Genomic DNA, 23,621 nt, shown 5'->3' with positions numbered 1-23,621 from the left:
TCGTATGCCGCAGGATTACATCAGCCTTTGTGGCGAGGGAGCTTGCTCCCGCTTCGGGCGCAGCGGCCCCAAGAACTTTGTGAGCGCTGCGCACTCAAGCGGGAGCAAGCTCCCTCGCCACAAAGCCTCCTCGCCACATGCCCTTTTTCAATATGCAGGGCTGGTCAGTTACTGCTTGTCCTCATCGCCAGCCGGCCCCGCCGGCAAGGTGAACCCTGACACCGACCGGCGCAGTTGGCTGGCCATTTTCGCCAGGTTGCCGATGCTCTCTGCCGTGGCCGTGGAGCCCGAGGACGTTTGCGAAGTGATCTGCTGGATCACGTTCATGGTCAAGGATATCTGGCCCGCCGAGGTGGTCTGTTGCTGCGCCGCGTTGGAAATACTCTGGATCAGCGCCGCCAGGGTCTTGGACACGCCTTCGATTTCTTCCAGGGCCACGCCGGCATCCTGGGCCAGCCGGGCGCCGCGCACCACTTCGGTGGTGGTCTGTTCCATGGAAATCACCGCCTCGTTGGTATCGGCCTGGATCGCTCGCACCAGCGTTTCGATCTGCCGCGTCGCGGCCGAGGAGCGCTCCGCCAGCCGCTGAACTTCATCGGCCACCACCGCAAAGCCGCGCCCGGCATCACCGGCCATGGACGCCTGGATCGCGGCGTTGAGCGCCAGGATGTTGGTCTGGTCGGCGATGTCGTCGATCAGGCTGACAATGTCGCCAATTTCCTGGGACGACTCGCCCAGGCGCTTGATGCGCTTGGCGGTGTCCTGGATCTGCTCGCGGATGTTGTCCATGCCATGAATGGTGTTGTGCACCACCTCGTTGCCCTTGTTGGCGATCTCCACGGAGCGCTCGGCCACCGCCGACGATTCGGCGGCATTGGCCGACACCTGGTCGATGGATTGGGCCATTTCATTGATTGAAGTCGAAGCTTCGGAAATTTGCTGGGCCTGGTGTTCGGACGCCTGGGCCAGGTGCATCGCCGTGGCCTGGGTCTCCTGCACCGCGGCGGCCACCTGGCCGGCAGTGAGGTTGATCGTCGCCACCAGATCGCGCAGCTGGTCCACCGAATAATTGATGGAATCGGCGATGGTCCCGGTGAAATCCTCGGTGACCGAGGCGGTGACGGTCAGGTCGCCGTCGGCCAGGTCTTCGATCTCGTCCAGCAAGCGCATGATCGCGTTCTGGTTGCGTTCGTTCTTTTCCGCCGTTTCGCGCAACTGGCGGTTGGTTTCGCGAACCATCACCAGGCCGATGAGGATGATCGACATCAGCGCCAGCAGACCCAGCACATAACCGCCAATGGTGTTGACGGAGCGCCCGCCCGCCAGGTTTTCGAACGCCGAAGCCAGGTGCGAGGCTTCATCCAGCAGGGTTTGCGACAGGTTGAAGATGTTGCCCGCCGATTCGCGAACCTTGAACAGTTCCGGGGAGGTCTCGAGGATTTCATCCACCGAGCCCGAGACGAACTCGAACAGCTCACTGATTTCGCTCAGGCGCGCCCGGGCATCGCGGTCCTGCACCTGGGAAATCTTCAAGGTCGGGTCGCCTTGCAGCATGCCGTTGAGCACCTGGCCGAAACGCGCGGCATCACGACCGAACGTATCGGCGGCCTGGCTGGCGTTTTCGTCCCCCGCCAACACGGTATTCACCGCGCCGAGAATCCGCTCGGCCAGCAGCGATTGGCGCTGGGCCATGGCCACCTGGGGGGCCGGTGCGCCCCTTTGCAGGAGGATTTCGACGACTTTCTCGTATTCGACTTGCAGTTGCGGCACGGTTTCGGCCAGCGTCGCCGCGACCTGATGCAGCGACAAGACGGTTTGTTCGCTGGAAAGAATGGCATCGGTGTTCTTGAGCAGGCGCTCCCAGTCCAGCTGCACGGCGCGCATCTGCGGACGCAGGGTGGCAGGCGCAGGCGGCAGGCCGGTGACCGGGTCGCCCTGCTTCAGGTAACCCCAGCGCTGGGCGAAATCATTGCGCGCATCGCTCAGCAATTTGAACGCGGCGGCCTTGCCGGCGGCGGCCTCGGTGGCGTTCTTGGCAATGCGCTGGGACAACACCCGCAGCTCACCGGCGTGCCCGATGTATTGCTTGTCATAGGTGGACTGGATGTTGAGGTACGCGAAGTTGGCGAACAACAGCATGATGAAGACAATCAACGCGACGAACAGCACGATGATCTGCGAACGACTGCGCGACGCTTCCAGTGGCTTGCCTGTTTTTGCTTTGATCATCGGTTCTCGCCTGTCCCCAAAACCCCAAACCACCGCCATTCAAATGTGGGAGCGAGCAAGCTCGCTCCCACAGGGGCCGCGCTGCGGCCTGTTAAACCGCCACATCCATGAATCCCGACGACCGCGCCAGGGCAAACGGACTGAACACCTGCCACTGCCGCTCGCCCTCGAACCGGCCCTGGACGAAGGCCGTCTCCGGGCCATCGAGGTCGTTCGCCGAGGCCGACTCCAGGCTGTCCCGGGCAAAATGCTGCAGACCGAGCACTTCATCCACCAGCAAACCGGCGAACACCTCTTCATGGTCCACCACCAGCACCCGCCGCTGCTTGCGCACGCTGGACAGTTCATGGCCGAAGAAACCGCACAGATCCATCAACGGCAACAAACGCCCGCGCAGGTTAGCCACTCCGCGAACCCATGGCTTGACCCCGGGCAACGACGTGTGACGCGGCTCGTGCAGCACTTCGCTGACTTCACCCATGGGCGCCACGAACCAGTGTTCGCCCAGGCGAAAGCCGATGCCGCTCCAGGTGTCGCGATGGACCGGTTGGGACGGCAGGTCCGCGCCCAGCAACCGACAGCGCCGATCGATCCGCAGCAACAGCTCGAAAGCGGTCAGGGATTGGCTCATGGCCGTGCGTTCAACCCAGTACTTTGTTCAGGGTTGCGATCAGGGTGTCTTCATCCACCGGTTTGGTCAGGTAATCCCTCGCGCCCTGGCGGGTGCCCCAGACCTTGTCGGTTTCCTGGTCCTTGGTGGTGATGATGATCACCGGAATGTGCCCGGTGTCCGGGTCCTTGGTCAGTTGGCGAGTGGCCTGGAACCCGTTGAGGCCGGGCATGACGATGTCCATCAATACCGCGTCGGGTTTTTCCTGGCGGGCCAGTGCCACGCCATCGGCGCCGTTCTCAGCCTTGAGAACCTGATGACCGTGCTTTTCCAGCATGCCGGTCAGTTTGTACATTTCAGTCGGCGAATCATCGACGATCAGAACTCGTGCCATGGTGTTCCCCATTTTCTGTAGACCTCGGGCCCGCAGGCCGAGCGTCATGAGTTTGCCTGGTGCGGCTGGACAGCGGAAAAGCCCGGGACATGGGCCTGTATCGCGCCCAGCAATTCTTCCTTGCTGAAAGGCTTGGTCAGAAACTGATCGGAGCCGACGATGCGCCCCTTGGCCTTGTCGAACAGGCCATCGCGGGACGACAGCATGATCACTGGCGTCGCCTTGAAGGCCCCGTTGTTCTTGATCAGGGCGCAGGTCTGGTAACCGTCCAGGCGCGGCATCATGATGTCGACAAAGATAATGCCTGGATGATGGTCGACGATCTTGGCCAGCGCATCGAAGCCGTCGACCGCCGTGATTACCTCGCAACCGACGTTGCGCAGCAGGGTTTCGGCGGTGCGGCGGATAGTCTTCGAGTCGTCGATGACCATGACCTTCAAGGCGCTGGGTTGCTGCTGCGTAGATTGCTCTGCCATTGCCACTGCGAACCGGTTTTTAACGCATAAGTGTGAACGACAGCGCAAACCCTTGATGTTCAAGGCCCGCACGTCACATGGCAGCCTTTTTAGCACAGTCTCCATCGCCGATCTATCAGCCGCTCGGCACGGTGGTTTTTCCTTGACCGCCAATCTTCCGGGCGCCACTCTGACGCCACTTTTTCACGCCATTTGTGCCCATCGAAATTATGAGGAACCAAGCCATGAGCGTACGCGTCGGCATTGTCATGGACCCAATCGCCAGCATTTCCTACAAGAAGGATAGCTCGCTGGCCATGCTGCTGGCCGCTCAGAAGCGCGGCTGGGAACTGTTCTACATGGAGCAGCGCGACCTCTACCAGGCCGAAGGCCAGGCCCGGGCGCGGATGAAACCGCTGAAAGTCTTCGCCAACCCGGAGAAATGGTTCGAACTGGGCGAGGAAAGCGATGCACTGCTGAGCGACCTGGACGTGATCCTGATGCGCAAGGATCCGCCGTTCGACATGGAATTCGTGTATTCCACCTATCTCCTTGAACAGGCAGAAAGCGCCGGCGTGCTGGTGGTCAACAAGCCGCAGAGCCTGCGCGACTGCAACGAAAAGCTGTTCGCCACGCTGTTCCCGCAATGCACGCCGCCGACCATCGTCAGCCGTCGTCCGGACGTGTTGCGTGAATTCGCCGATCATCACGGCGACGTTATCCTCAAGCCGCTGGACGGCATGGGCGGTTCTTCGATCTTCCGCCACACCGCCGGCCACCCGAACCTGTCGGTGATTCTGGAAACCCTGACCTTGCATGGCAAGCAGCAAATCATGATCCAGGGCTACCTGCCGGCCATCATCGACGGCGACAAACGCATCCTGATGATCGACGGCGAGCCCGTGGATTATTGCCTGGCACGCATCCCGGCGGCCGGCGAAACCCGTGGCAACCTGGCGGCCGGTGGTCGTGGCGAAGCCCGTCCGCTGACCGACAAGGACCGCTGGATCGCCGCCCAGGTCGGCCCGACACTGCGGGAAAAAGGCCTGTTGTTCGTCGGCCTGGACGTGATCGGCGAGCACCTGACGGAAATCAACGTCACCAGCCCGACCTGCATCCGCGAAATCGACAATGCCTTCGGCACCGACATCGGCGGGATGCTGATGGATGCCATCGATCAGAAGCTCAAGGCTCGTTGATCCAGATCCTGATGAAGGAAACCCACATTGCGTTATCATGCCCGGCCTGAAAAAACGTGATGCTGGTTTCCTTGTCATGACACTCCCGTCCGATCTGCCCCTAGAGCTCGCCCATCGTGGCGTGCGCGCGGCTGATCGTCTCGGTTTTACCCTGTTCCTGGCGGCGCTGGTCCACCTGGCCGTGCTGCTGGGCGTCGGGTTTGCCACGGTCGAACCCAAGCAGATCAGCCAGACCCTGGAAATTACCCTGGCGACGTTCAAGAGCGAGACCAAGCCCAGGAAGGCCGACTTTCTCGCCCAGGAAAACCAGCAAGGCAGCGGCACCCTGGAAAAGAAAGCAACGCCCAAGACCACCGAGATCGCGCCGTTCCAGGACAACAAAGTCCAGAAGATAACCCCACCGCCGGCCGCCAAGCCGGAGGTCCAGGAGACGGCGCCCAAGGCTGCCGTGACCACCGTGGCGCCGAAGCCGAAAAAGGCCCCGGTCAAGGAAGAGGTCAAGCCCGATCCGAAGCCCAAGGCACCGGAGCCGACCTTCGACAGCTCGCAGCTTTCCAGCGACATCGCCAGCCTGGAAGCCGAGCTGGCCCAGGAGCAACAGCTGTACGCCAAGCGTCCGCGCATTCACCGCCTCAGTGCCGCTTCGACCATGCGCGACAAGGGTGCCTGGTACAAGGATGAGTGGCGCAAGAAGGTCGAGCGCATCGGCAACCTCAATTACCCCGAGGAAGCCCGGCGCAAACAGATCTACGGCAACCTGCGGCTAATGGTCTCGATCAACCGCGACGGCTCGCTGTACGAGGTGCTGGTGCTCGAATCCTCCGGCCAACCCCTGCTGGACCAGGCCGCCCAGCGGATCGTACGCCTGGCCGCGCCGTTCGCGCCGTTCACCGGGGACCTGTCGGACATCGACCGCCTGGAAATCATCCGCACCTGGAAGTTTGCCCGCGGTGATCGGCTGTCCAGTAACTGATAACCACCCAATTCCCTTGTGGGAGCGAGCTTGCTCGCGATAGCGGACGGTCAGTCGACCTCTGTGTTGAATGATCAATTGCTATCGCGAGCAAGCTCGCTCCCACAGGGGATCGGTGACAGTCTCAGGCATTTCCTGGCTTGTCAGTTCGGCCCTGCCCCGCCACACTAGCGCCTATGAAAAACGTCAGCCCCACCTACCTCAAGCATCATTTCCTGATCGCCATGCCGCACATGGCCGATCCGAACTTTGCCCACACCTTGACCTACATCGTCGAGCACACGGCGAACGGGGCCATGGGATTGGTGGTCAACCGCCCGCAAGAGCTGAACCTGGCGGACATCCTTGAGCAATTGCGTCCCGAGGTCGAGCCGCCACTGCTGTGCCAGCATGTGCCGATTTTTATGGGTGGCCCGGTGCAGACCGATCGCGGTTTCGTGCTCCATCCGTCGGGCCCCAAATTCCAGGCCACGGTGGACCTGGACGGTGTGTCGCTGTCCACCTCCCAGGACGTGCTGTTCGCCATCGCCGACGGCGTCGGCCCGCAAAAAAGCCTGATTGCCCTCGGCTATGCCGGTTGGGAACCCGGGCAACTGGAAGCCGAGCTGGCGGATAACGCCTGGCTGACCTGCCCGTTCGACGCCGACATCCTCTTCAATACCAGCAGCGAACTGCGCCTGGAAGCGGCGGCCAGCCGGTTGGGTGTCAACCTCAGCCTGCTCACCAGCCAGGCGGGACACGCCTGATGGCCTTGCGCTTGCTGCTGGGCTTCGATTACGGCACCAAACAGATCGGCGTTGCGGTCGGCCAGGTCATTACCGGCCAGGCCCGTGAGCTGTGCACCTTGAAGGCGCAGAATGGCGTTCCGGACTGGAACCAGGTCGAAGCGCTGATCAAGGAATGGAAACCCGACGCCGTGGTGGTCGGCCTGCCGCTGAACATGGACGGCACGCCCAGCGACATGTGCCTGCGCGCCGAAAAGTTCGCCCGCCGGCTCAACGGCCGCTTCAACCTGCCCTTCTATACCCATGATGAGCGCCTGACGACCTTCGAGGCCAAGGGCGAACGCCTGGTGCGCGGCGGGCAGAAAGGCAGTTACCGCGACAACCCGGTGGACGCCATCGCCGCCGCCCTGCTGTTGCAGGGCTGGCTCGATGCCAATACCGCCCTGTTCGAAACCTGATTTTTTGAAAGCGCCGCCAAGGCGCTTTCTTTTAGCGATAAACCGAGTCACGAGCACCGACCCGGAAACCTGAAGGAGCCAGCATGAGCCTGCCCAATCCCGCCGAGCTGATCAGCCAGATGGCGATCCGTCTTACGGCGCACCTGGAACAACGCGGCATCAGCGAACCGCGCTACATCGGCATCCGCACTGGCGGCGTCTGGGTTGCCCAGGCCTTGCTCGATGAGCTGGGCAGCGATTCGCCGCTGGGCACCCTGGACGTGTCCTTCTACCGCGACGACTTCAGCCAGAACGGCCTGCACCCGCAAGTGCGCCCCTCGGCCCTGCCATTCGAGATCGAAGGCCAGCACCTGGTGCTGATCGACGACGTCCTGATGAGCGGCCGGACCATCCGCGCCGCCATGAACGAACTGTTCGATTACGGCCGCCCGGCCAGCGTGACGCTGGTGTGCCTGCTGGACCTGGACGCCGCCGAGCTGCCGATCCGGCCGAACGTGGTCGGCGCGACACTGACGCTGGCCGCCCATGAGCGGGTCAAGCTCTCCGGGCCGTCGCCGCTGCAACTCGAACTGCAAGACCTTGCCCTTTAACTGCCCTTGTAAGAGTCCATCGCGATGACGCCTCTCGAAACCAAGCGCCCGCTGCAGCTCAACGATCAGGGCCAGCTGCGGCACTTCCTGTCCCTCGACGGCCTGCGCCGCGAGCTGCTGACAGAAATCCTCGACACCGCCGACTCGTTCCTCGAAGTTGGCGCCCGTGCGGTGAAGAAAGTCCCGTTGCTGCGCGGCAAGACCGTGTGCAACGTGTTCTTCGAAAACTCCACCCGCACCCGTACCACCTTCGAACTGGCGGCCCAGCGGCTGTCGGCGGACGTGATCACCCTCAACGTCTCCACGTCCTCGGCGAGCAAGGGTGAAACCCTGCTCGACACCCTGCGTAACCTCGAAGCTATGGCCGCCGACATGTTCGTCGTGCGCCACGGTGATTCCGGTGCAGCGCACTTCATTGCCGAACACGTGTGCCCGCAAGTGGCGATCATCAACGGCGGCGACGGCCGTCACGCCCACCCGACCCAGGGCATGCTGGACATGCTGACCATCCGCCGGCACAAGGGCAGCTTCGAGAACCTGTCGGTGGCCATCGTCGGCGACATCCTGCACTCGCGGGTGGCCCGCTCGAACATGCTGGCCCTCAAGACCCTCGGCTGCCCGGACATCCGCGTGATCGCGCCGAAAACCCTGCTGCCCATCGGCGTCGAGCAATACGGTGTGAAGGTCTACACCGACATGACCGAAGGCCTGAAGGATGTGGACGTGGTGATCATGCTGCGCCTGCAACGCGAACGCATGACCGGCGGCCTGCTGCCCAGCGAAGGCGAGTTCTACCGCTTGTTCGGCTTGACCACCGCGCGCCTGGCCGGGGCCAAGCCGGATGCCATCGTCATGCACCCGGGGCCGATCAACCGCGGCGTGGAGATCGAGTCGGCGGTGGCCGACGGGCCGCATTCGGTGATCCTCAACCAAGTGACCTACGGCATCGCCATCCGCATGGCCGTGCTGTCCATGGCCATGAGCGGGCAAACGGCCCAGCGCCAATTTGACCAGGAGAACGCCCAGTGAAGCTCAGCATTCTCGGCGCACGCGTGATCGATCCGGCCAGCGGCCTGGATCAAGTGACCGACATTCATATCGATGCCTGCAAGGTCGTCGCCCTTGGCGCGGCGCCGGCAGGCTTCGCGGCGGTCGAGACCCTCGACGCCCAAGGCCTGGTCGCCGCCCCTGGCCTGGTGGACCTCAACGTCGCCCTGCGCGAGCCGGGCTACAGCCGCAAAGGCAGCATCGTCAGCGAAACCCGCGCCGCCGCCGCCGGTGGCGTGACCAGCCTGTGCTGCCCACCGCAGACCAAACCGGTGCTGGACACATCGGCCGTGGCCGAACTGATCCTCGACCGCGCCCGCGAAGCCGGCAACACCAAGGTTTTCCCGATTGGCGCACTGAGCAAAGGCCTCGATGGCGAGCAATTGGCCGAGCTGATCGCCCTGCGTGATGCCGGGTGCGTGGCGTTCGGCAATGGCCTGAACAGCTTCCGCAACACCCGTACGCTGTGTCGCGCACTGGAATATGCGGCGACTTTCGGCCTGACCGTCATCTTCAATTCCCAGGATCACGACCTGGCCGAAGGCGGTCTCGCCCATGAAGGCCCGACCGCCAGCTTCCTCGGCCTGCCGGGCATTCCGGAAACGGCCGAGACCGTGGCCCTGGCCCGGGACCTGCTGCTGGTGGAACAAAGCGGCGTGCGCGCCCACTTCAGCCAACTGACCAGCGCCCGTGGCGCGGCGCTGATCGCCCAGGCCCAGGCCCGCGGCTTGCCGGTGACCGCCGACGTGGCGCTGTATCAGTTGATCCTGACCGATGAGGCGCTGATCGATTTCAACAGCGTCTATCACGTCCACCCGCCGCTGCGCACCCGCGCCGACCGCGAAGGCTTGCGCGAGGCGGTGAAGTCCGGGGTGATCTCGGCCATTTCCAGCCATCACCAGCCCCACGAGCGCGACGCCAAGCTGGCACCCTTCGGCGCCACCGAACCGGGCATCAGCAGCGTTGAACTGCTGTTGCCGCTGGCCATGACGCTGGTGGAGGACGGCTTGCTGGACTTGCCAACCTTGCTGGCGCGCCTGAGCACCGGCCCGGCCCAGGCCCTGCAATTGCCGGTCGGGAAACTGGCTGTGGGTGCGGCGGCGGACCTGGTGCTGTTCGACCCCGCCGCGTCCACCGTGGCTGGCGAAGCCTGGCGCTCCAAGGGCGACAACTGCCCGTTCCTCGGTCACAGCCTGCCGGGGGTGGTGCGCTATACGCTGATGGATGGGCGGATTACCCACCAGGCCTGAAAAACCGCGTCGCTCCTATCGCGAGCAAGCTCGCTCCCACAGGGATCTCGGTGAACACAGGATATGTGAACACCTCCGATCCAGTGTGGGAGCGAGCTTGCTCGCGAAACTCGGTCTTAGTGAAAAGCCCCACGCTTCTGCGCATTACGAATCGACACCTGGTCGTTCAGCGTCCAGAAGTCATACAGCACACCCAGGAAAAACACCCCGCCGGTCAGCAGATAGATAATCCCGCTGAGCCACTTCCCCTGATACATGCGATGCACGCCCAAGACGCCGAGGAAGGTCAGCAGAATCCACGCCACGGTGTATTCGATAGGTCCCGGGGTGAAACGCAGATCCGCTTCGCGGTCCATGGCCGGGATCAGGAACAGGTCGATCAACCAACCGATGCCCAGCAGGCCGAAGGTGAAGAACCAGATCGTGCCAGTCACCGGCTTGCCGTAATAGAAACGGTGCGCACCGGTGAAGCCGAAAATCCAGAGCAGATACCCGATCACTTTGCTATGGGTGTCACGGGTTGCGTCCTGCTGATAGCTGTTCATGAATGGCCTCTTTTGCCTCGATAGAAAAATTTGTTCGGACTTTTTGTGACTTTTTTGTGTCTCGCCGACAAGCGGTCCTGAGCGACTCGGACCTGTGAAACGCCCGTGTTATGGGGGTCTTGTCGGACAATTGGGTCAATTGTCGCAATTGTGCAGGGTTCAGGCTGGGTTCCGGATCGACAAACGGCCTCGAAACGGCGAAAAAAGCTGTTATAAAGTTGCGCGCTAACCTTTATGAGCCTTGCCTAATGCGTCCATTTTTCAAGACATGGCTGACCATCTGCCTATTATTGCCACTGGCCGCCCACGCCACCAATCGTGAGCAACGTCTTCCCAACGTCAACGGCTACACCCCGAAATCCCATGTTTCTGCTCCAGGGAGCAAAAACAACCCAGGCACCCAGCGCCTGAGCACGACCAACAGCAAGCTGGTTCCGCCCATGGCGACCAAAGCGAGCAGCAACGTGTTGAGCCGCGCCGTGAATGTACTGGGCACACCTTACCGCTGGGGCGGCAGCAGCCCAAGCAAAGGTTTCGATTGCAGCGGTTTGGTGAAGTACGCCTTCAACGACGCCACGTTCGACCTGCCGCGCACCTCCAATGCGATGGCTGCCGGTCATGGCGAGAAAGTCGAGCGCAAGGACTTGAAGCCTGGCGACCTGATTTTCTTCAAGCTCAAGAGCCGCCGGGTCAACCACGTGGCGATCTACCTGGGCAACGACCGCTTCATCCACGCGCCACGGCGGGGCAAGTCGGTGACCATCGACACGCTGAACAAGCCGTATTGGAACACCCATTACGTGGTTGCCAAGCGGGTGCTGCCGAAAGAGCCGGGTGCGATGCGGGTGGTTCAGCGCTGAGCCAGCATTTTTGCTGTAGCTGATGACCCCATCGCGAGCAAGCTCGCTCCCACACTCGATTTCCATTCGCTGAAAGTCCTGTGGGAGCGAGCTTGCTCGCGATGAGGCCTGCAAAAGCACCACATCTCTAAAAGTTATCCGGCGTACGCGCCCGCTCCCGCGCATGTTCGCGGCTGATCAGCCCCTTGTTCACCAACTCTTTCAGGCACATGTCCAGCGTCTGCATCCCCAGCGAGCCGCCGGTCTGGATCGACGAATACATCTGCGCGATCTTGTCTTCCCGGATGAGATTGCGGATCGCCGAGGTGCCGAGCATGATTTCGTGTGCAGCGACCCGGCCGCCACCGATCTTCTTGACCAGCGTCTGGGAGATCACCGCTTGAAGCGACTCCGACAGCATCGAGCGAACCATGGACTTTTCGTCGCCGGGGAACACATCCACCACCCGGTCAATGGTCTTGGCTGCCGATGTGGTGTGCAGCGTACCAAACACCAAGTGCCCGGTTTCAGCGGCGGTCAGCGCCAGGCGAATGGTTTCCAGGTCACGCATTTCCCCCACCAGGATCACGTCCGGGTCTTCCCGCAGGGCCGAGCGCAGGGCCGTGGAAAAACCTTGGGTGTCGCGGTGCACCTCGCGCTGGTTGATCAGGCATTTGCGCGGTTCATGGACGAACTCGATCGGGTCCTCGATGGTAAGGATGTGATGGTGCTTGTGGCTATTCAGGTAATCGATCATCGCCGCCAGGGTCGTGGACTTGCCTGAACCAGTAGGCCCGGTCACCAGTACGAGCCCGCGTGGGGCCTCGGTGATCTTGCGAAACACCTCGCCCATGCCCAGGTCTTCCATGGTCAGGACTTTCGACGGGATGGTCCGGAACACCGCCCCGGCGCCACGATTCTGATTGAAGGCGTTGACCCTGAACCGCGCCACACCCGGCACGTCGAAGGAGAAATCCGTTTCCAGAAATTTCTCGTAATCCACTCGCTGCCGGTCGTTCATGATGTCGTAGATCAGCTCATGAACCTGTTTATGGTCCAGTGCCGGCAGGTTTATCCGTCGCACATCGCCGTCGACACGGATCATCGGCGGCAGCCCGGCGGACAGGTGCAGGTCCGACGCCCCCTGTTTGGCGCTGAAGGCCAACAGTTCAGTGATATCCATAGCGCTCCTCAATTCCAGTAGAATGCCGCGAACCTCAGACCCGCTGGCCTTTCTTTATGACCACGATAGCAGACAACATTGCTCAGGTTAGATCGCGCATCCATGCGGCGGAGCAAGCCGCCCAGCGTGCCGCAGGCAGCGTCCAGCTGTTGGCAGTGAGCAAGACCAAGCCCGCCCAGGCCCTGCGCGAAGCCTATGCCGCCGGCCTCAGGGACTTCGGCGAGAACTACCTGCAAGAAGCGCTCGGCAAGCAGGCGGAACTGACCGACCTGCCCTTGATCTGGCACTTCATCGGCCCCATTCAATCGAACAAGACGCGCGCTATTGCCGAACATTTCGACTGGGTGCACTCCGTGGATCGCCTGAAAATTGCCCAACGCCTGTCCGAGCAGCGCCCGGCCGAGCTGCCGCCGTTGAACATCTGCATCCAGGTCAACGTCAGCGGCGAAGCCAGTAAATCCGGTTGCACACCAACGGACCTGCCAGCCCTCGCCAAGGCCATCGCTGCATTGCCGCATCTCACGTTGCGCGGGTTGATGGCCATTCCCGAACCGACCGACGATCGCGCCGAGCAGGACGCGGCGTTTGCGGCCGTCCAGCGCCTGCAAGCCAGCCTGGACCTGCCCCTGGATACGTTATCCATGGGTATGAGCCATGACCTCGAATCCGCCATCGCCCAAGGCGCCACCTGGGTGCGCATCGGTACTGCATTGTTTGGCGCTCGCGACTACGGTCAAACACCCAGCTGATCCATTCATCTCTTTATAAGGACCTGTCATGAGCAACACGCGTATTGCCTTTATCGGCGCCGGCAACATGGCCGCCAGCCTGATCGGCGGCCTGCGGGCCAAGGGCCTGGACGCATCCATGATTCGCGCCAGCGATCCGGGTGAAGAGACTCGCAAGCGGGTCAGCGCCGAGCACGGCATCGAAACCTTCGCCGACAACGCCCAGGCCATCGACGGCGTGGACGTCATCGTGCTGGCGGTCAAGCCGCAAGCGATGAAGACCGTCTGCGAAGCCCTTCGCCCGAATCTCCAGCCTCATCAACTGGTGGTGTCGATCGCCGCGGGCATTACCTGCGCGAGCATGAACAACTGGCTCGGCGCCCAGCCGATCGTGCGCTGCATGCCCAACACCCCGGCCCTGCTACGCCAGGGTGTCAGCGGCCTGTATGCAACCGGCCAAGTGAGCACCGGACAGCGCCAGCAGGCCGAAGAACTGCTGTCGGCCGTCGGCCTGGCGCTGTGGCTGGAGACCGAGCAGCAACTGGATGCCGTCACCGCCGTCTCCGGCTCGGGCCCGGCGTATTTCTTCCTGCTGATCGAAGCCATGACCGCCGCCGGCGAGAAACTCGGCCTGCCCCGCGAGACCGCCGCCCAGCTGACCTTGCAGACGGCCCTCGGCGCCGCCCACATGGCGGTGTCCAGCGACGTCGATGCGGCCGAGCTGCGCCGTCGCGTGACGTCTCCGGCCGGCACCACCGAAGCGGCCATCAAATCATTCCAGGCCGGCGGCTTCGAAGCCCTGGTGGAAAAAGCACTCGGCGCCGCCGCGCACCGCTCGGCCGAAATGGCCGAACAACTGGGCCAATAAGGAGCCATTCATGATTGGATTGAACACTGCAGCGGTCTATGTCCTGCAAACCCTCGGCAGCCTGTACCTGCTGATCGTGCTGATGCGCTTCGTATTGCAATTGGTGCGCGCCAACTTCTACAACCCGCTGTGCCAGTTCGTGGTCAAGGCTACCCAGCCGCTGCTCAAGCCGTTGCGCCGGATCATCCCTAGCCTGTTCGGCCTGGACATGTCCTCGCTGGTGTTGGCGATCCTGGTGCAGTTGGCGCTGATGGCGCTGACCCTGCTGCTGACCTACGGCACCACCGGCAACCCGCTGCAACTGCTGATCTGGTCGCTCATTGGCGTGACCGCGCTGTTCCTGAACATATTTTTCTTCGCGATGATCATCAGTGTGATCCTGTCCTGGGTCGCACCGGGCAGCCACAACCCGGGGGCCGAACTGGTGAACCAGATCTGCGAGCCGGCCCTGGCGCCGTTCCGTCGCATCGTGCCGAACCTCGGCGGCCTGGATATCTCGCCGATCCTGGCGTTCATGGTGCTCAAGCTGCTCGACATGCTGGTGATCAACAATTTGGCGGCGATGACCATGATGCCGGAGATTTTGCGGGTGCTTATTTGATCCAGGCAACCTGATCCCTGTGGCAAAGGACCTGTCTGTGGCGAGGGGATTTATCCCCGCTGGGCCGCGAAGCGGCCCCAAAGCAGACAACTCGGCCAGCCTGATACTCCGCATACTCAGGTTTCAGGGCTGCTTCGCAGCCCAACGGGGATAAATCCCCTCGCCACAAATAAATCCGCTCGCAACCATCGGATTCCCCGCTTGCGCCGTTTGCTTGCCGCTAACCCCAGCGGTCTTTAGACTTACGCCTCATTTCAACGCGAGCAGGGTCGATGCCAGCTGCCTTTCCCCCCGATTCCGTTGGTCTGGTGACGCCTCAAATGGCGCATTTCAGCGAGCCCCTGGCCCTGGCCTGCGGCCGTTCGTTGCCAGCCTATGACCTGATCTACGAAACCTACGGCACCCTCAATGCCACGGCGAGCAATGCCGTGCTGATCTGCCACGCCTTGTCGGGGCATCACCACGCCGCCGGCTACCACAGCGTCGATGACCGCAAGCCCGGCTGGTGGGACAGTTGCATCGGTCCGGGCAAGCCCATCGACACCAACAAGTTCTTCGTCGTCAGCCTGAACAACCTCGGCGGTTGCAACGGCTCCACCGGCCCCAGCAGTATCAACCCGGACACCGGCAAGCCCTTCGGCGCCGATTTCCCGGTGCTGACCGTGGAAGACTGGGTCCACAGCCAGGCGCGCCTGGCAGACCGTCTCGGCATCGCCCAATGGGCAGCGGTGATCGGCGGCAGCCTGGGTGGCATGCAAGCACTGCAATGGACCATCACCTACCCGGACCGCGTGCGCCACTGCCTGGCAATCGCCTCGGCACCCAAGCTGTCGGCGCAGAACATCGCCTTCAACGAAGTGGCGCGCCAGGCGATCCTCACCGACCCCGAATTCCACGGCGGCTCGTTCCAGGAACACGGCGTGATCCCCAAGCGCGGGCTGATGCTGGCACGGATGGTCGGGCACATCACCTACCTGTCCGACGATTCCATGGGCGAGAAATTCGGCCGTGGTCTCAAGAGCGAGAAGCTCAACTACGACTTCCACAGCGTCGAGTTCCAGGTCGAGAGCTACCTGCGTTATCAGGGAGAAGAGTTCTCCGGGCGTTTCGACGCCAACACCTACCTGTTGATGACCAAGGCGCTGGACTACTTCGATCCGGCGGCGAACTTCGACGATAACCTGGCGAAAACCTTCGCCAACGCCACCGCCAAGTTCTGCGTGATGTCGTTTACCACCGACTGGCGCTTCTCCCCGGCCCGCTCCCGGGAACTGGTGGACGCACTGATGGCCGCGCGCAAGGACGTCTGCTACCTGGAAATCGACGCGCCCCAGGGCCACGACGCCTTTTTGATCCCGATCCCGCGCTACCTGCAGGCGTTCGGCAACTACATGAACCGTATTACGCTGTGAGGACGCCATGAGAGCCGATCTGGACATCATCCAGGAATGGATCCCCGCCGGCAGCCGGGTGCTCGACCTGGGCTGCGGCAACGGCGAATTGCTGACCTGGCTGCGGGACAACAAGCAAGTGACGGGCTACGGGCTGGAAAATGACCCGGACAACATCGCCGAATGCGTGGCCAAGGGCATCAACGTCATCGAGCAGGACCTGGACAAGGGCCTGGGCAACTTCGCCAGCAACAGCTTCGACATCGTGGTCATGACCCAGGCCCTGCAAGCCGTGCACTACCCGGACAAGATCCTCGACGAAATGCTGCGCGTCGGGCGCCAGTGCATCATCACCTTCCCCAACTTCGGTCACTGGCGGTGCCGCTGGTACCTGGCGAGCAAGGGGCGGATGCCGGTGTCGGAGTTCCTGCCCTACACCTGGTACAACACGCCGAACATCCACTTCTGCACCTTCGAGGATTTCGAGGAGTTGTGCCGCGAACGCGAAGCCAAGGTCATTGATCGCCTGGCCGTAGACCAGCAGCACCGCCACGGGTGGGCGAGCAAGCTTTGGCCTAATCTGTTAGGTGAGATAGGCATCTATCGGGTCAGCAGCCCAGGCCTCGCCGATCATCAGGTCGCGGTGTAAACGCCGGCCTTTCCAGGAGCACGACATGAAACGTCTAGGGTTGTTTCTCATCACCGCCTGCCTAAGCGTCGGCGTCATGGCCGCCGATGTCATCAAGGGCGAGCGCAAGGAAGTGTTCGGTGACGTCACCGTGCACTACAACACGTTCAACTCCACCTTCCTAACGCCTGACATCGCCAAGGGCGCCGAACTGATCCGCAGCAAGAACCAGGGCGTGATCAATGTTTCGGTGATCAAGGGTGGCAAGCCGCTGATCGCCCAAGTCAGCGGCACGGTCAAGGACCTGACCAGCAAGACGGTCCCGCTCAGCTTCCGCCAGATCACTGAGCCAGGCGCGATTTATTACGTCGCCCAATACCCGGTGGACCAGCAGGAAACCCGCACCTTTGAAATCAAGGTGCAGATCGGCGACAAGATCAACACCCTCAACTTCAACCAGGAACTGTTCCCGGGCCAATGATCAAGCTCACCCAACTCGTGCTGGCCAGCCACAACGCCGGCAAACTCAAGGAACTCCAGGCGATGCTCGGCGGGTCGGTGCAATTGCGCTCGATCGGCGAGTTCAGCCAGGTGGAACCGGAAGAGACCGGCCTGTCGTTCGTCGAGAACGCCATCCTCAAGGCCCGCAACGCCGCGCGCATTTCCGGCCTGCCGGCGCTGGCCGACGATTCCGGCCTGGCCGTGGACTTCCTCGGCGGCGCGCCGGGCATCTACTCGGCCCGCTACGCTGACGGCAAAGGTGACGCGGCGAACAACGCCAAGCTGCTCGATGCCCTCAAGGACGTCCCCGAAGCCGAGCGCGGCGCGCAGTTCGTATGTGTGCTCGCCCTGGTACGCCATGCCGACGATCCGTTGCCGATCCTCTGCGAAGGCTTGTGGCAAGGACGCATTCTGACCGAGGCCAGCGGCGAGCACGGTTTCGGCTACGACCCATTGTTCTGGGTGCCTGAGCGCAATTGCTCCAGTGCCGAGCTGGGCCCCGTGGAAAAGAACCAACTGAGCCACCGCGCCCGCGCCATGGCCCTGCTGCGCCAGCGTCTGGGCCTGCAATGACCACCGACGCCCCCGCACCGCTGATCCACGGCGGCGCACAAACCCCTCGGGCGCCGCTGCCGTCGCTGCCGCCCCTGGCGTTGTACATCCATATCCCGTGGTGCGTGCGCAAATGCCCGTATTGCGACTTCAACTCCCACACCGCCAGCCCGCAGTTGCCGGAAGAAGAGTATGTCGACGCCTTGCTGGCCGATCTCGACCAGGATCTGCACGCGGTTCATGGTCGTGGACTGAGTTCGATATTTTTTGGCGGTGGTACGCCAAGCCTGTTCAGCGCCCAGGCACTGGGACGACTTCTCCAGGGTGTCGAGGCGCGCATTCCCTTCGCGCCGGACATTGAAATCACCCTGGAAGCCAACCCCGGCACGTTCGAGCAAGCGAAGTTCGTTGCCTACCGGGCGCTGGGCATCAATCGCCTCTCCATTGGCATCCAAAGTTTCCAGCAGGCCAAGCTCGAAGCGCTGGGCCGGATCCACAACGGTGACGAGGCGGTGCGCGCCGCTGGCATGGCCCGCCAGGCCGGGTTCGACAACTTCAACCTCGACTTGATGCACGGCTTGCCTGACCAGTCCCTCGAAGACGCCTTGAGCGACCTGCGCCAGGCCATTGCGCTGAAGCCCACTCATTTGTCCTGGTACCAGCTGACGCTGGAGCCGAACACCGTGTTCTGGAACCAGCCGCCAACATTGCCGGAAGACGACACGCTGTGGGACATCCAGGAAGCCGGGCAGGCATTGCTGGCCGAGCACGGCTACGCCCAGTACGAAGTCTCGGCGTATGCCCAGCCCGGTCGGGCGGCGCGGCACAACCTCAATTATTGGAGCTTCGGCGACTTCATCGGCATCGGCGCCGGGGCCCACGGCAAGCTCAGCCATCCGGACGGGCGCATCGTGCGCACCTGGAAGACCCGCTTGCCCAAGGATTACCTGAATCCGGCCAAAAGCTTCCAGGCGGGTGAGAAAACCCTCGCCAACGAGGAACTGCCGTTCGAGTTCCTGATGAATGCCCTGCGCCTGACCGCAGGCGTGGAAGCGCGGCTGTACCCGGAGCGCACCGGTCTGCCCCTTGAGAGCCTGGCCGAAGGCCGGCGCGAGGCCGAACAAAGTGGGTTGTTGCAGGTCGAACCGTCACGTCTGGCGGCGACCGAGCGCGGACAGCTGTTTCTCAATGACTTGCTGCAAACATTTCTGAGCTGATCAACACAAGGAAATCGAATGGATCTGGTACTCGACCTGCTCGCCACTGTGTCCCGCTGGAGCCGCAGCAACCTGTCGGAAATCTCCTTGGCATTGGTAGGCTGCCTGCTGGTGCTGTTTGGTGCCGATATCAAGGGCTGGGTCGAACAACGCCTGGGCAGCATCGCCGGCGCGTTGCGCGTCCCGCTGATTGCCCTGCTGTGCATGATCGGCAGTGGCGCCGCGCTGATCTACGCCACGCCGTGGATCGTCCGAGGCTTGAGCCAGTTCAACAACTACAGCCTGGCCCCGGTGTTGTTGGTGGTGCTGGTGTTGATTGGCGTGGTGGCGGATCGGCGCTGATTCAGCCACAACCAAAAACAACTGTGGGAGCGAGCTTGCTCGCGATGGCGGTGTAACAGTCAACATTGATGTTGAATGTCATGCCCTCATCGCGAGCAAGCTCGCTCCCACAGGGAGTACCATTTCACCATGGGTCTTCTGGTGTTTAGGCCAGCTTCTCGAACTTCAAATCCCAAACCCCATGCCCAAGCCGTTCGCCACGGCGTTCGAACTTGGTGATCGGCCGTTCGGCCGGGCGCGGTACGCACTTGCCGTCTTCGGCCAGGTTGCGATAACCCGGGGCGACGTTCATCACTTCCAACATGTATTCGGCGTAGGGCTCCCAGTCGGTAGCCATGTGCAGCACACCGCCGACCTTCAACTTGCTACGCACCAGCTCAGCGAACGACGCCTGGACGATCCGGCGCTTGTGGTGACGACTTTTGTGCCAAGGATCCGGGAAGAACAACATCAGTCGGTCGAGGCTGTTGTCGGCGATGCAGCGATTGAGCACTTCAATGGCGTCGCAATCGTAGACCCGCAGGTTCGTCAGGCCCTGGGTCAACACACCGTTGAGCAGTGCTCCGACGCCCGGGCGGTGTACTTCCACGCCAATGAAATCCTGCTCCGGCGAAGCGGCAGCCATCTCCAGTAACGAATGGCCCATGCCAAAGCCGATTTCCAGCGAGCGCGGCGCCGAGCGGCCGAAGACCTGGTCAAAATCCACCGGCGCATCGGCCAAGGGCAGGACGTAAAGCGGGGCGCCTTGCTCCAGGCCGCGTTGCTGGCCTTCAGTCATGCGCCCGGCGCGCATCACGAAACTCTTGATGCGGCGGTGCTGGCGCTCTTCGCCCTCTTCCGGCAGGACAGGCGTGTCGTTCGATTCAGTCATCAATGGCTCTTACTTGATCAGACCATCCAGCGGCGAAGACGCGCTGGCGTAGAGTTTTTTCGGCATGCGGCCCGCGAGGTAGGCCAGGCGGCCGGCAACAATGGCGTGCTTCATGGCTTCGGCCATCAGGATCGGTTGCTGGGCATGGGCGATGGCCGAGTTCATCAGCACCGCCTCGCAACCCAACTCCATGGCGATGGTGGCGTCGGAGGCGGTACCGACACCGGCATCCACCAGCACCGGGATCTTGGCTTCTTCCAGGATGATCTGCAGGTTGTATGGGTTGCAGATCCCCAGGCCGGTGCCAATCAGGCCGGCCAGCGGCATGACCGCGATGCAGCCGATTTCCGCCAGTTGACGGGCGATGATCGGGTCATCGCTGGTGTAGACCATCACGTCGAAACCTTCCTTGACCAGCGTCTCCGCAGCCTTGAGGGTTTCGATCACGTTGGGGAACAGGGTTTTCTGGTCCGCCAGCACTTCCAGCTTCACCAGGTTATGGCCATCGAGCAGCTCACGGGCCAGGCGGCAGGTGCGCACGGCCTCGATGGCGTCGAAGCAACCGGCGGTGTTCGGCAGGATGGTGTAGCGATCCGGCGGCAGGATATCCAGCAGGTTCGGTTCGCCCGGGTTCTGGCCGATGTTGGTCCGGCGCACGGCGACGGTCACGATCTCGGCGCCCGAGGCTTCGATGGCCAGGCGGGTCTCTTCCATGTCGCGGTATTTGCCGGTGCCTACCAGCAAACGCGACTGGTAGGTACGACCGGCCAGGACGAAAGGCTTGTCGCTACGAACGATGCTCATGGGAAATCCTCTGTAGGGGTGAGGTTCTTGCGAAAGGCTGCGAAATCGAGGCGACTAGCCACCGCCAATGGCGTGGACCACTTCGACGCTATCACCGTCGTTCAACGTGGTTTCGGCGTGCTGGCTGCGCGGGACGATATCCAGATTGAGCTCCACCGCGACGCGGCGTCCGGTAAGTTCCAGACGGGTCAGCAGGGCCGCAACGGTTTCGCCGTCGGGCAGGTCAAGGGGTTCGCCGTTCAACTGAATGCGCATGCCGGATGCCGCCATCATTTTTAGGGGCTGGCATTCTAGCCCGATCAGTCTGGATGACCCAAGTCCCTTGGTCAGCTTCAAGCTTCACGCGGCAAGTTGCAGGCGCCAGGCCGCGATGCCCAGGCATAACCAGCCGATCAGAAAGGCCACGCCGCCCAGGGGCGTGATGATGCCCAGCTTGCTGATGCCGGTGAGGGTCAGCAAATAAAGGCTGCCGGAGAACAGCAGGATGCCGATCACAAATGAGATCCCGGCCCACGTGACGATACGACCCGGAATATGCGTGGCCAGCAGCGCGACACCCAGCAGGGCCAGGGTATGCACCAGTTGATAGGTGACGCCGGTGTGGAAAATCGCCAGGTAATCGGCGCTCAGGCGGTTTTTCAGGCCATGGGCGGCAAACGCACCTAAGGCCACGCCGGTGAAGCCGAAAAAAGCCGCCAGCATCAGAAAGCTACGCAACATGGGAACTCCGATCAGACTCGGTGGACAGGGTCTGTATAATGGCCCGCTCGACGGGTTCGGCCAAGCCATCTCTATGCTGCGTACATTGTTTCGACGATTCGTTAAAGCCCTGCTCTGGTTCGCCGTCGGCAGTGTTGTGCTGGTGCTGTTGTTTCGCGTGGTGCCGCCGCCATTCACCGCGCTGATGATCGAGCGCAAGGTTGAATCCTGGTTCGGTGGCGAACCCATCGACCTGCAGCGCGACTGGCAACCCTGGGACCAGATTTCCGACAACCTCAAGGTGGCGGTGATTGCCGGCGAAGATCAGAAGTTTCCCGAACACTGGGGCTTCGACATCAGTGCAATCCAGGCTGCGTTCGCCCATAACGGACGCGGCGGTTCAATTCGTGGCGCCAGCACCCTTAGCCAGCAAGTATCGAAGAACCTGTTTCTGTGGTCCGGTCGCAGTTGGCTGCGCAAGGGGCTGGAAGCCTGGTTCACCGCGCTGATTGAAGTGTTCTGGCCAAAGCAGCGGATCCTTGAGGTGTACCTCAACAGTGTCGAGTGGGACGACGGGGTGTTCGGCGCGGAAGCAGCGGCGCGGCACCACTTTCGCGTAAGTGCCGATGCCTTGTCCCGGCAACAGGCCAGCTTGTTGGCAGCGGTGCTGCCCAACCCGCGCAAATGGAGCGCCAGCCGACCGAGCCCTTATGTGCTACGGCGGGCGGGCTGGATTCGTCAGCAGATGAGCCAGTTGGGGGGCGATGGTTATCTGCTGGAACTCGATCATGCGCGGCGGGCGCCTTGGGCGCAGTAGCCGAGACACCAATAATCAACTGTGGGAGCGAGCTCGCTCGCGATGACAATTGAGCACTCAGTAGAGATGTCGACTGACCCACCGCCATCGCGAGCAAGCTCGCTCCCACAAGGGACCCGGGTCGAATCCAACATCGCGCACAATAAAAAACGCCCCGATCATCACTGATCGGGGCGTTTTGTTTGTGGCCTTTATCGCAGGTCAGGCCGCGATCGACACCTTGAGCTTGTTCATCGCGCTCTTTTCAAGCTGGCGAATCCGCTCGGCCGACACGTTGTACTTCTGCGCCAGGTCGTGCAGCGTGGCTTTTTCCTCGGCCAGCCAGCGCTGGTAGAGAATGTCGCGGCTGCGTTCGTCCAGCACTTCCAGGGCTTCGTGCAGGTTGGTGTTGGAGTTGTCGCTCCAGTCGGCGTCTTCCAGTTGACGCGCCGGGTCGTACCGGTGGTCTTCCAGGTAATTGGCCGGCGATTGGAAAGCACTGTCGTCGTCCGCTTCGGCGGCCGGGTCGAAGGCCATGTCATGGCCGGTCAGGCGGCTTTCCATTTCGCGCACTTCACGAGGTTCCACACCTAGACTTTCGGCTACGCGATGGACTTCCTCGTTGCTCAGCCAGGCCAGGCGCTTCTTCTGGCTGCGCAGGTTGAAGAACAGCTTGCGCTGGGCCTTGGTGGTCGCGACTTTCACGATGCGCCAGTTGCGCAGGATGAACTCGTGGATTTCCGCCTTGATCCAGTGCACCGCAAACGACACCAGGCGCACACCCATTTCCGGGTTGAAACGCTTGACCGCCTTCATCAGGCCAACGTTGCCTTCCTGGATCAGGTCGGCCTGGGCCAGCCCGTAGCCGGAATAGCTGCGGGCGATATGTACGACAAAACGCAGGTGGGCGAGCACCATCTGCCGAGCCGCCTCAAGATCCTGCTCATAATAGAGACTCTCGGCCAGTTCACGCTCCTGCTCGGGCGACAGCAATGGAATGCTGTTCACCGTGTGCACATAGGCCTCAAGGTTTGCACCCGGGACTAGAGCATAAGCAGGTTGCAAAGAAGTGGTCATACGAAAAAACCTCCGACTCACATAACTCGTGCAGTTCAGCACTGCGAAA

Annotated in this window: 29 protein-coding genes; 18 read left to right on the top strand and 11 right to left on the bottom strand. The window is 62.1% G+C overall.

The features are described 5' to 3' along the window. Positions 1–168: 168 nt before the first annotated feature. The 4 genes from JMN22_RS02515 to JMN22_RS02500 form a co-directional block, all read right to left on the bottom strand. Entirely contained in the window at positions 169–2,229 is a 2,061-nt protein-coding gene (locus JMN22_RS02515; protein WP_030137897.1) for a methyl-accepting chemotaxis protein, read from the bottom strand. Positions 2,230–2,320: 91 nt separating this feature from the next. Continuing rightward, the gene (locus JMN22_RS02510) at positions 2,321–2,860 is read right to left on the bottom strand and encodes a chemotaxis protein CheW (RefSeq protein ID WP_198796875.1); all 540 of its coding nucleotides are present in this window, start codon (positions 2,858–2,860) and stop codon (positions 2,321–2,323) included. A gap of 10 nt (positions 2,861–2,870) precedes the next feature. Further along, positions 2,871–3,233 (bottom strand): twitching motility response regulator PilH, encoded by a 363-nt coding sequence (gene pilH, locus JMN22_RS02505; RefSeq protein WP_030137899.1) that lies wholly within the window; start codon positions 3,231–3,233, stop codon positions 2,871–2,873. Between the two features lie 44 nt (positions 3,234–3,277). Continuing rightward, on the bottom strand, positions 3,278–3,709 hold the full coding sequence (locus JMN22_RS02500; protein WP_030137900.1) for a response regulator: 432 nt from the start codon (positions 3,707–3,709) through the stop codon (positions 3,278–3,280). 224 nt (positions 3,710–3,933) lie between these two features. Here JMN22_RS02500 and gshB point away from each other — a divergent pair, with 224 nt between their 5' ends. From gshB to JMN22_RS02465, 7 genes are all read left to right on the top strand, one after another. Next, the gene (gshB, locus tag JMN22_RS02495; protein ID WP_030137901.1) at positions 3,934–4,887 is read left to right on the top strand and encodes a glutathione synthase; all 954 of its coding nucleotides are present in this window, start codon (positions 3,934–3,936) and stop codon (positions 4,885–4,887) included. A gap of 76 nt (positions 4,888–4,963) precedes the next feature. Next, on the top strand, positions 4,964–5,860 hold the full coding sequence (locus tag JMN22_RS02490; RefSeq protein ID WP_030137902.1) for an energy transducer TonB: 897 nt from the start codon (positions 4,964–4,966) through the stop codon (positions 5,858–5,860). A gap of 176 nt (positions 5,861–6,036) precedes the next feature. Beyond that, complete coding sequence (locus JMN22_RS02485; RefSeq protein ID WP_030137903.1) at positions 6,037–6,606, top strand: YqgE/AlgH family protein; 570 nt, start codon at positions 6,037–6,039, stop codon at positions 6,604–6,606. Then, entirely contained in the window at positions 6,606–7,043 is a 438-nt protein-coding gene (ruvX, locus tag JMN22_RS02480; protein WP_030137904.1) for a Holliday junction resolvase RuvX, read from the top strand. Before JMN22_RS02485 ends, ruvX begins: the two co-directional genes overlap by 1 nt. A gap of 83 nt (positions 7,044–7,126) precedes the next feature. After that, on the top strand, positions 7,127–7,633 hold the full coding sequence (pyrR, locus tag JMN22_RS02475; protein WP_030137905.1) for a bifunctional pyr operon transcriptional regulator/uracil phosphoribosyltransferase PyrR: 507 nt from the start codon (positions 7,127–7,129) through the stop codon (positions 7,631–7,633). 24 nt (positions 7,634–7,657) lie between these two features. After that, entirely contained in the window at positions 7,658–8,662 is a 1,005-nt protein-coding gene (locus tag JMN22_RS02470; protein WP_003177495.1) for an aspartate carbamoyltransferase catalytic subunit, read from the top strand. Further along, positions 8,659–9,930: a dihydroorotase gene (locus tag JMN22_RS02465; protein WP_198796876.1), complete on the top strand. Its 1,272-nt coding sequence runs from the start codon at positions 8,659–8,661 to the stop codon at positions 9,928–9,930. Before JMN22_RS02470 ends, JMN22_RS02465 begins: the two co-directional genes overlap by 4 nt. A gap of 116 nt (positions 9,931–10,046) precedes the next feature. Here the strand turns inward: JMN22_RS02465 and JMN22_RS02460 are convergent, their stop codons facing one another. Further along, the gene (locus tag JMN22_RS02460; protein WP_030137907.1) at positions 10,047–10,475 is read right to left on the bottom strand and encodes an NINE protein; all 429 of its coding nucleotides are present in this window, start codon (positions 10,473–10,475) and stop codon (positions 10,047–10,049) included. A 248-nt stretch (positions 10,476–10,723) separates the two neighbouring features. On the opposite strand from JMN22_RS02460, the gene JMN22_RS02455 reads away from it, so the two are divergent. After that, on the top strand, positions 10,724–11,335 hold the full coding sequence (locus JMN22_RS02455; protein ID WP_030137908.1) for a C40 family peptidase: 612 nt from the start codon (positions 10,724–10,726) through the stop codon (positions 11,333–11,335). A 127-nt stretch (positions 11,336–11,462) separates the two neighbouring features. Here the strand turns inward: JMN22_RS02455 and JMN22_RS02450 are convergent, their stop codons facing one another. Next, complete coding sequence (locus JMN22_RS02450; protein ID WP_198796877.1) at positions 11,463–12,497, bottom strand: type IV pilus twitching motility protein PilT; 1,035 nt, start codon at positions 12,495–12,497, stop codon at positions 11,463–11,465. A 56-nt stretch (positions 12,498–12,553) separates the two neighbouring features. On the opposite strand from JMN22_RS02450, the gene JMN22_RS02445 reads away from it, so the two are divergent. From JMN22_RS02445 to JMN22_RS02405, 9 genes are all read left to right on the top strand, one after another. Next, entirely contained in the window at positions 12,554–13,246 is a 693-nt protein-coding gene (locus JMN22_RS02445) for a YggS family pyridoxal phosphate-dependent enzyme (protein ID WP_198796878.1), read from the top strand. 28 nt (positions 13,247–13,274) lie between these two features. Next, positions 13,275–14,093 (top strand): pyrroline-5-carboxylate reductase, encoded by an 819-nt coding sequence (proC, locus tag JMN22_RS02440; protein ID WP_198796879.1) that lies wholly within the window; start codon positions 13,275–13,277, stop codon positions 14,091–14,093. Between the two features lie 10 nt (positions 14,094–14,103). Continuing rightward, on the top strand, positions 14,104–14,694 hold the full coding sequence (locus JMN22_RS02435; protein ID WP_198796880.1) for a YggT family protein: 591 nt from the start codon (positions 14,104–14,106) through the stop codon (positions 14,692–14,694). Positions 14,695–14,966: 272 nt separating this feature from the next. Further along, complete coding sequence (gene metX, locus JMN22_RS02430; protein WP_030137913.1) at positions 14,967–16,106, top strand: homoserine O-succinyltransferase MetX; 1,140 nt, start codon at positions 14,967–14,969, stop codon at positions 16,104–16,106. Between the two features lie 7 nt (positions 16,107–16,113). Further along, positions 16,114–16,734 carry a methionine biosynthesis protein MetW gene (gene metW / locus JMN22_RS02425; RefSeq protein ID WP_198796881.1) on the top strand — a complete coding sequence of 207 codons (621 nt, stop codon included), beginning with the start codon at positions 16,114–16,116 and terminating at the stop codon, positions 16,732–16,734. A gap of 25 nt (positions 16,735–16,759) precedes the next feature. Next, the gene (locus JMN22_RS02420; protein ID WP_198796882.1) at positions 16,760–17,194 is read left to right on the top strand and encodes a DUF4426 domain-containing protein; all 435 of its coding nucleotides are present in this window, start codon (positions 16,760–16,762) and stop codon (positions 17,192–17,194) included. Next, positions 17,191–17,787, top strand: coding sequence for an RdgB/HAM1 family non-canonical purine NTP pyrophosphatase (gene rdgB, locus JMN22_RS02415; RefSeq protein WP_198796883.1), 597 nt, complete (start codon positions 17,191–17,193; stop codon positions 17,785–17,787). The genes JMN22_RS02420 and rdgB overlap by 4 nt, the downstream gene beginning before the upstream one ends. Beyond that, entirely contained in the window at positions 17,784–18,983 is a 1,200-nt protein-coding gene (gene hemW / locus JMN22_RS02410) for a radical SAM family heme chaperone HemW (protein ID WP_225936075.1), read from the top strand. Before rdgB ends, hemW begins: the two co-directional genes overlap by 4 nt. 18 nt (positions 18,984–19,001) lie before the next feature. After that, positions 19,002–19,325 carry a DUF3392 domain-containing protein gene (locus JMN22_RS02405; RefSeq protein ID WP_014340681.1) on the top strand — a complete coding sequence of 108 codons (324 nt, stop codon included), beginning with the start codon at positions 19,002–19,004 and terminating at the stop codon, positions 19,323–19,325. A gap of 145 nt (positions 19,326–19,470) precedes the next feature. On the opposite strand, the gene trmB is transcribed toward JMN22_RS02405, so the two are convergent. From trmB to JMN22_RS02385, 4 genes are all read right to left on the bottom strand, one after another. Further along, entirely contained in the window at positions 19,471–20,196 is a 726-nt protein-coding gene (gene trmB, locus JMN22_RS02400) for a tRNA (guanosine(46)-N7)-methyltransferase TrmB (RefSeq protein ID WP_030137918.1), read from the bottom strand. Positions 20,197–20,205: 9 nt separating this feature from the next. Further along, positions 20,206–21,000, bottom strand: coding sequence for a thiazole synthase (locus tag JMN22_RS02395; RefSeq protein WP_003177480.1), 795 nt, complete (start codon positions 20,998–21,000; stop codon positions 20,206–20,208). Between the two features lie 54 nt (positions 21,001–21,054). Continuing rightward, entirely contained in the window at positions 21,055–21,255 is a 201-nt protein-coding gene (gene thiS, locus JMN22_RS02390; protein WP_018609493.1) for a sulfur carrier protein ThiS, read from the bottom strand. An 84-nt stretch (positions 21,256–21,339) separates the two neighbouring features. Next, on the bottom strand, positions 21,340–21,720 hold the full coding sequence (locus JMN22_RS02385; protein ID WP_030137919.1) for a DUF423 domain-containing protein: 381 nt from the start codon (positions 21,718–21,720) through the stop codon (positions 21,340–21,342). Positions 21,721–21,793: 73 nt separating this feature from the next. Here JMN22_RS02385 and mtgA point away from each other — a divergent pair, with 73 nt between their 5' ends. After that, a complete protein-coding gene (gene mtgA, locus JMN22_RS02380; RefSeq protein WP_030137920.1) occupies positions 21,794–22,516 on the top strand; it encodes a monofunctional biosynthetic peptidoglycan transglycosylase in 723 nt (240 codons plus the stop codon). 201 nt (positions 22,517–22,717) lie between these two features. On the opposite strand, the gene rpoH is transcribed toward mtgA, so the two are convergent. Next, the gene (gene rpoH, locus JMN22_RS02375; protein ID WP_030137921.1) at positions 22,718–23,572 is read right to left on the bottom strand and encodes an RNA polymerase sigma factor RpoH; all 855 of its coding nucleotides are present in this window, start codon (positions 23,570–23,572) and stop codon (positions 22,718–22,720) included. Positions 23,573–23,621 lie beyond the last annotated feature (49 nt).

Origin of the sequence: Pseudomonas sp. HB05 (assembly GCF_016756915.1) — a bacterium.
Classification (GTDB): Bacteria; Pseudomonadota; Gammaproteobacteria; order Pseudomonadales; family Pseudomonadaceae; genus Aquipseudomonas; species Aquipseudomonas alvandae.
Note: the sequence above shows the minus strand (reverse complement) of the source record. Positions and strands in the feature narration are given on the sequence as shown.

Coding starts and splice junctions, on each gene's coding strand:
- JMN22_RS02395 (WP_003177480.1), bottom strand. CDS start 21,000: ATGAGCATCGTTCGTAGCGACAAGCCTTTCGTCCTGGCCGGTCGTACC.
- JMN22_RS02510 (WP_198796875.1), bottom strand. CDS start 2,860: ATGAGCCAATCCCTGACCGCTTTCGAGCTGTTGCTGCGGATCGATCGG.
- hemW (WP_225936075.1), top strand. CDS start 17,784: ATGACCACCGACGCCCCCGCACCGCTGATCCACGGCGGCGCACAAACC.
- JMN22_RS02435 (WP_198796880.1), top strand. CDS start 14,104: ATGATTGGATTGAACACTGCAGCGGTCTATGTCCTGCAAACCCTCGGC.
- thiS (WP_018609493.1), bottom strand. CDS start 21,255: ATGCGCATTCAGTTGAACGGCGAACCCCTTGACCTGCCCGACGGCGAA.
- JMN22_RS02460 (WP_030137907.1), bottom strand. CDS start 10,475: ATGAACAGCTATCAGCAGGACGCAACCCGTGACACCCATAGCAAAGTG.
- rpoH (WP_030137921.1), bottom strand. CDS start 23,572: ATGACCACTTCTTTGCAACCTGCTTATGCTCTAGTCCCGGGTGCAAAC.
- metX (WP_030137913.1), top strand. CDS start 14,967: ATGCCAGCTGCCTTTCCCCCCGATTCCGTTGGTCTGGTGACGCCTCAA.
- JMN22_RS02445 (WP_198796878.1), top strand. CDS start 12,554: ATGACCACGATAGCAGACAACATTGCTCAGGTTAGATCGCGCATCCAT.
- JMN22_RS02470 (WP_003177495.1), top strand. CDS start 7,658: ATGACGCCTCTCGAAACCAAGCGCCCGCTGCAGCTCAACGATCAGGGC.
- mtgA (WP_030137920.1), top strand. CDS start 21,794: ATGCTGCGTACATTGTTTCGACGATTCGTTAAAGCCCTGCTCTGGTTC.
- JMN22_RS02385 (WP_030137919.1), bottom strand. CDS start 21,720: ATGTTGCGTAGCTTTCTGATGCTGGCGGCTTTTTTCGGCTTCACCGGC.
- ruvX (WP_030137904.1), top strand. CDS start 6,606: ATGGCCTTGCGCTTGCTGCTGGGCTTCGATTACGGCACCAAACAGATC.
- proC (WP_198796879.1), top strand. CDS start 13,275: ATGAGCAACACGCGTATTGCCTTTATCGGCGCCGGCAACATGGCCGCC.
- JMN22_RS02450 (WP_198796877.1), bottom strand. CDS start 12,497: ATGGATATCACTGAACTGTTGGCCTTCAGCGCCAAACAGGGGGCGTCG.
- JMN22_RS02515 (WP_030137897.1), bottom strand. CDS start 2,229: ATGATCAAAGCAAAAACAGGCAAGCCACTGGAAGCGTCGCGCAGTCGT.
- JMN22_RS02500 (WP_030137900.1), bottom strand. CDS start 3,709: ATGGCAGAGCAATCTACGCAGCAGCAACCCAGCGCCTTGAAGGTCATG.
- trmB (WP_030137918.1), bottom strand. CDS start 20,196: ATGACTGAATCGAACGACACGCCTGTCCTGCCGGAAGAGGGCGAAGAG.
- JMN22_RS02405 (WP_014340681.1), top strand. CDS start 19,002: ATGGATCTGGTACTCGACCTGCTCGCCACTGTGTCCCGCTGGAGCCGC.
- pyrR (WP_030137905.1), top strand. CDS start 7,127: ATGAGCCTGCCCAATCCCGCCGAGCTGATCAGCCAGATGGCGATCCGT.
- gshB (WP_030137901.1), top strand. CDS start 3,934: ATGAGCGTACGCGTCGGCATTGTCATGGACCCAATCGCCAGCATTTCC.
- metW (WP_198796881.1), top strand. CDS start 16,114: ATGAGAGCCGATCTGGACATCATCCAGGAATGGATCCCCGCCGGCAGC.
- rdgB (WP_198796883.1), top strand. CDS start 17,191: ATGATCAAGCTCACCCAACTCGTGCTGGCCAGCCACAACGCCGGCAAA.
- JMN22_RS02455 (WP_030137908.1), top strand. CDS start 10,724: ATGCGTCCATTTTTCAAGACATGGCTGACCATCTGCCTATTATTGCCA.
- JMN22_RS02420 (WP_198796882.1), top strand. CDS start 16,760: ATGAAACGTCTAGGGTTGTTTCTCATCACCGCCTGCCTAAGCGTCGGC.
- JMN22_RS02485 (WP_030137903.1), top strand. CDS start 6,037: ATGAAAAACGTCAGCCCCACCTACCTCAAGCATCATTTCCTGATCGCC.
- JMN22_RS02490 (WP_030137902.1), top strand. CDS start 4,964: ATGACACTCCCGTCCGATCTGCCCCTAGAGCTCGCCCATCGTGGCGTG.
- pilH (WP_030137899.1), bottom strand. CDS start 3,233: ATGGCACGAGTTCTGATCGTCGATGATTCGCCGACTGAAATGTACAAA.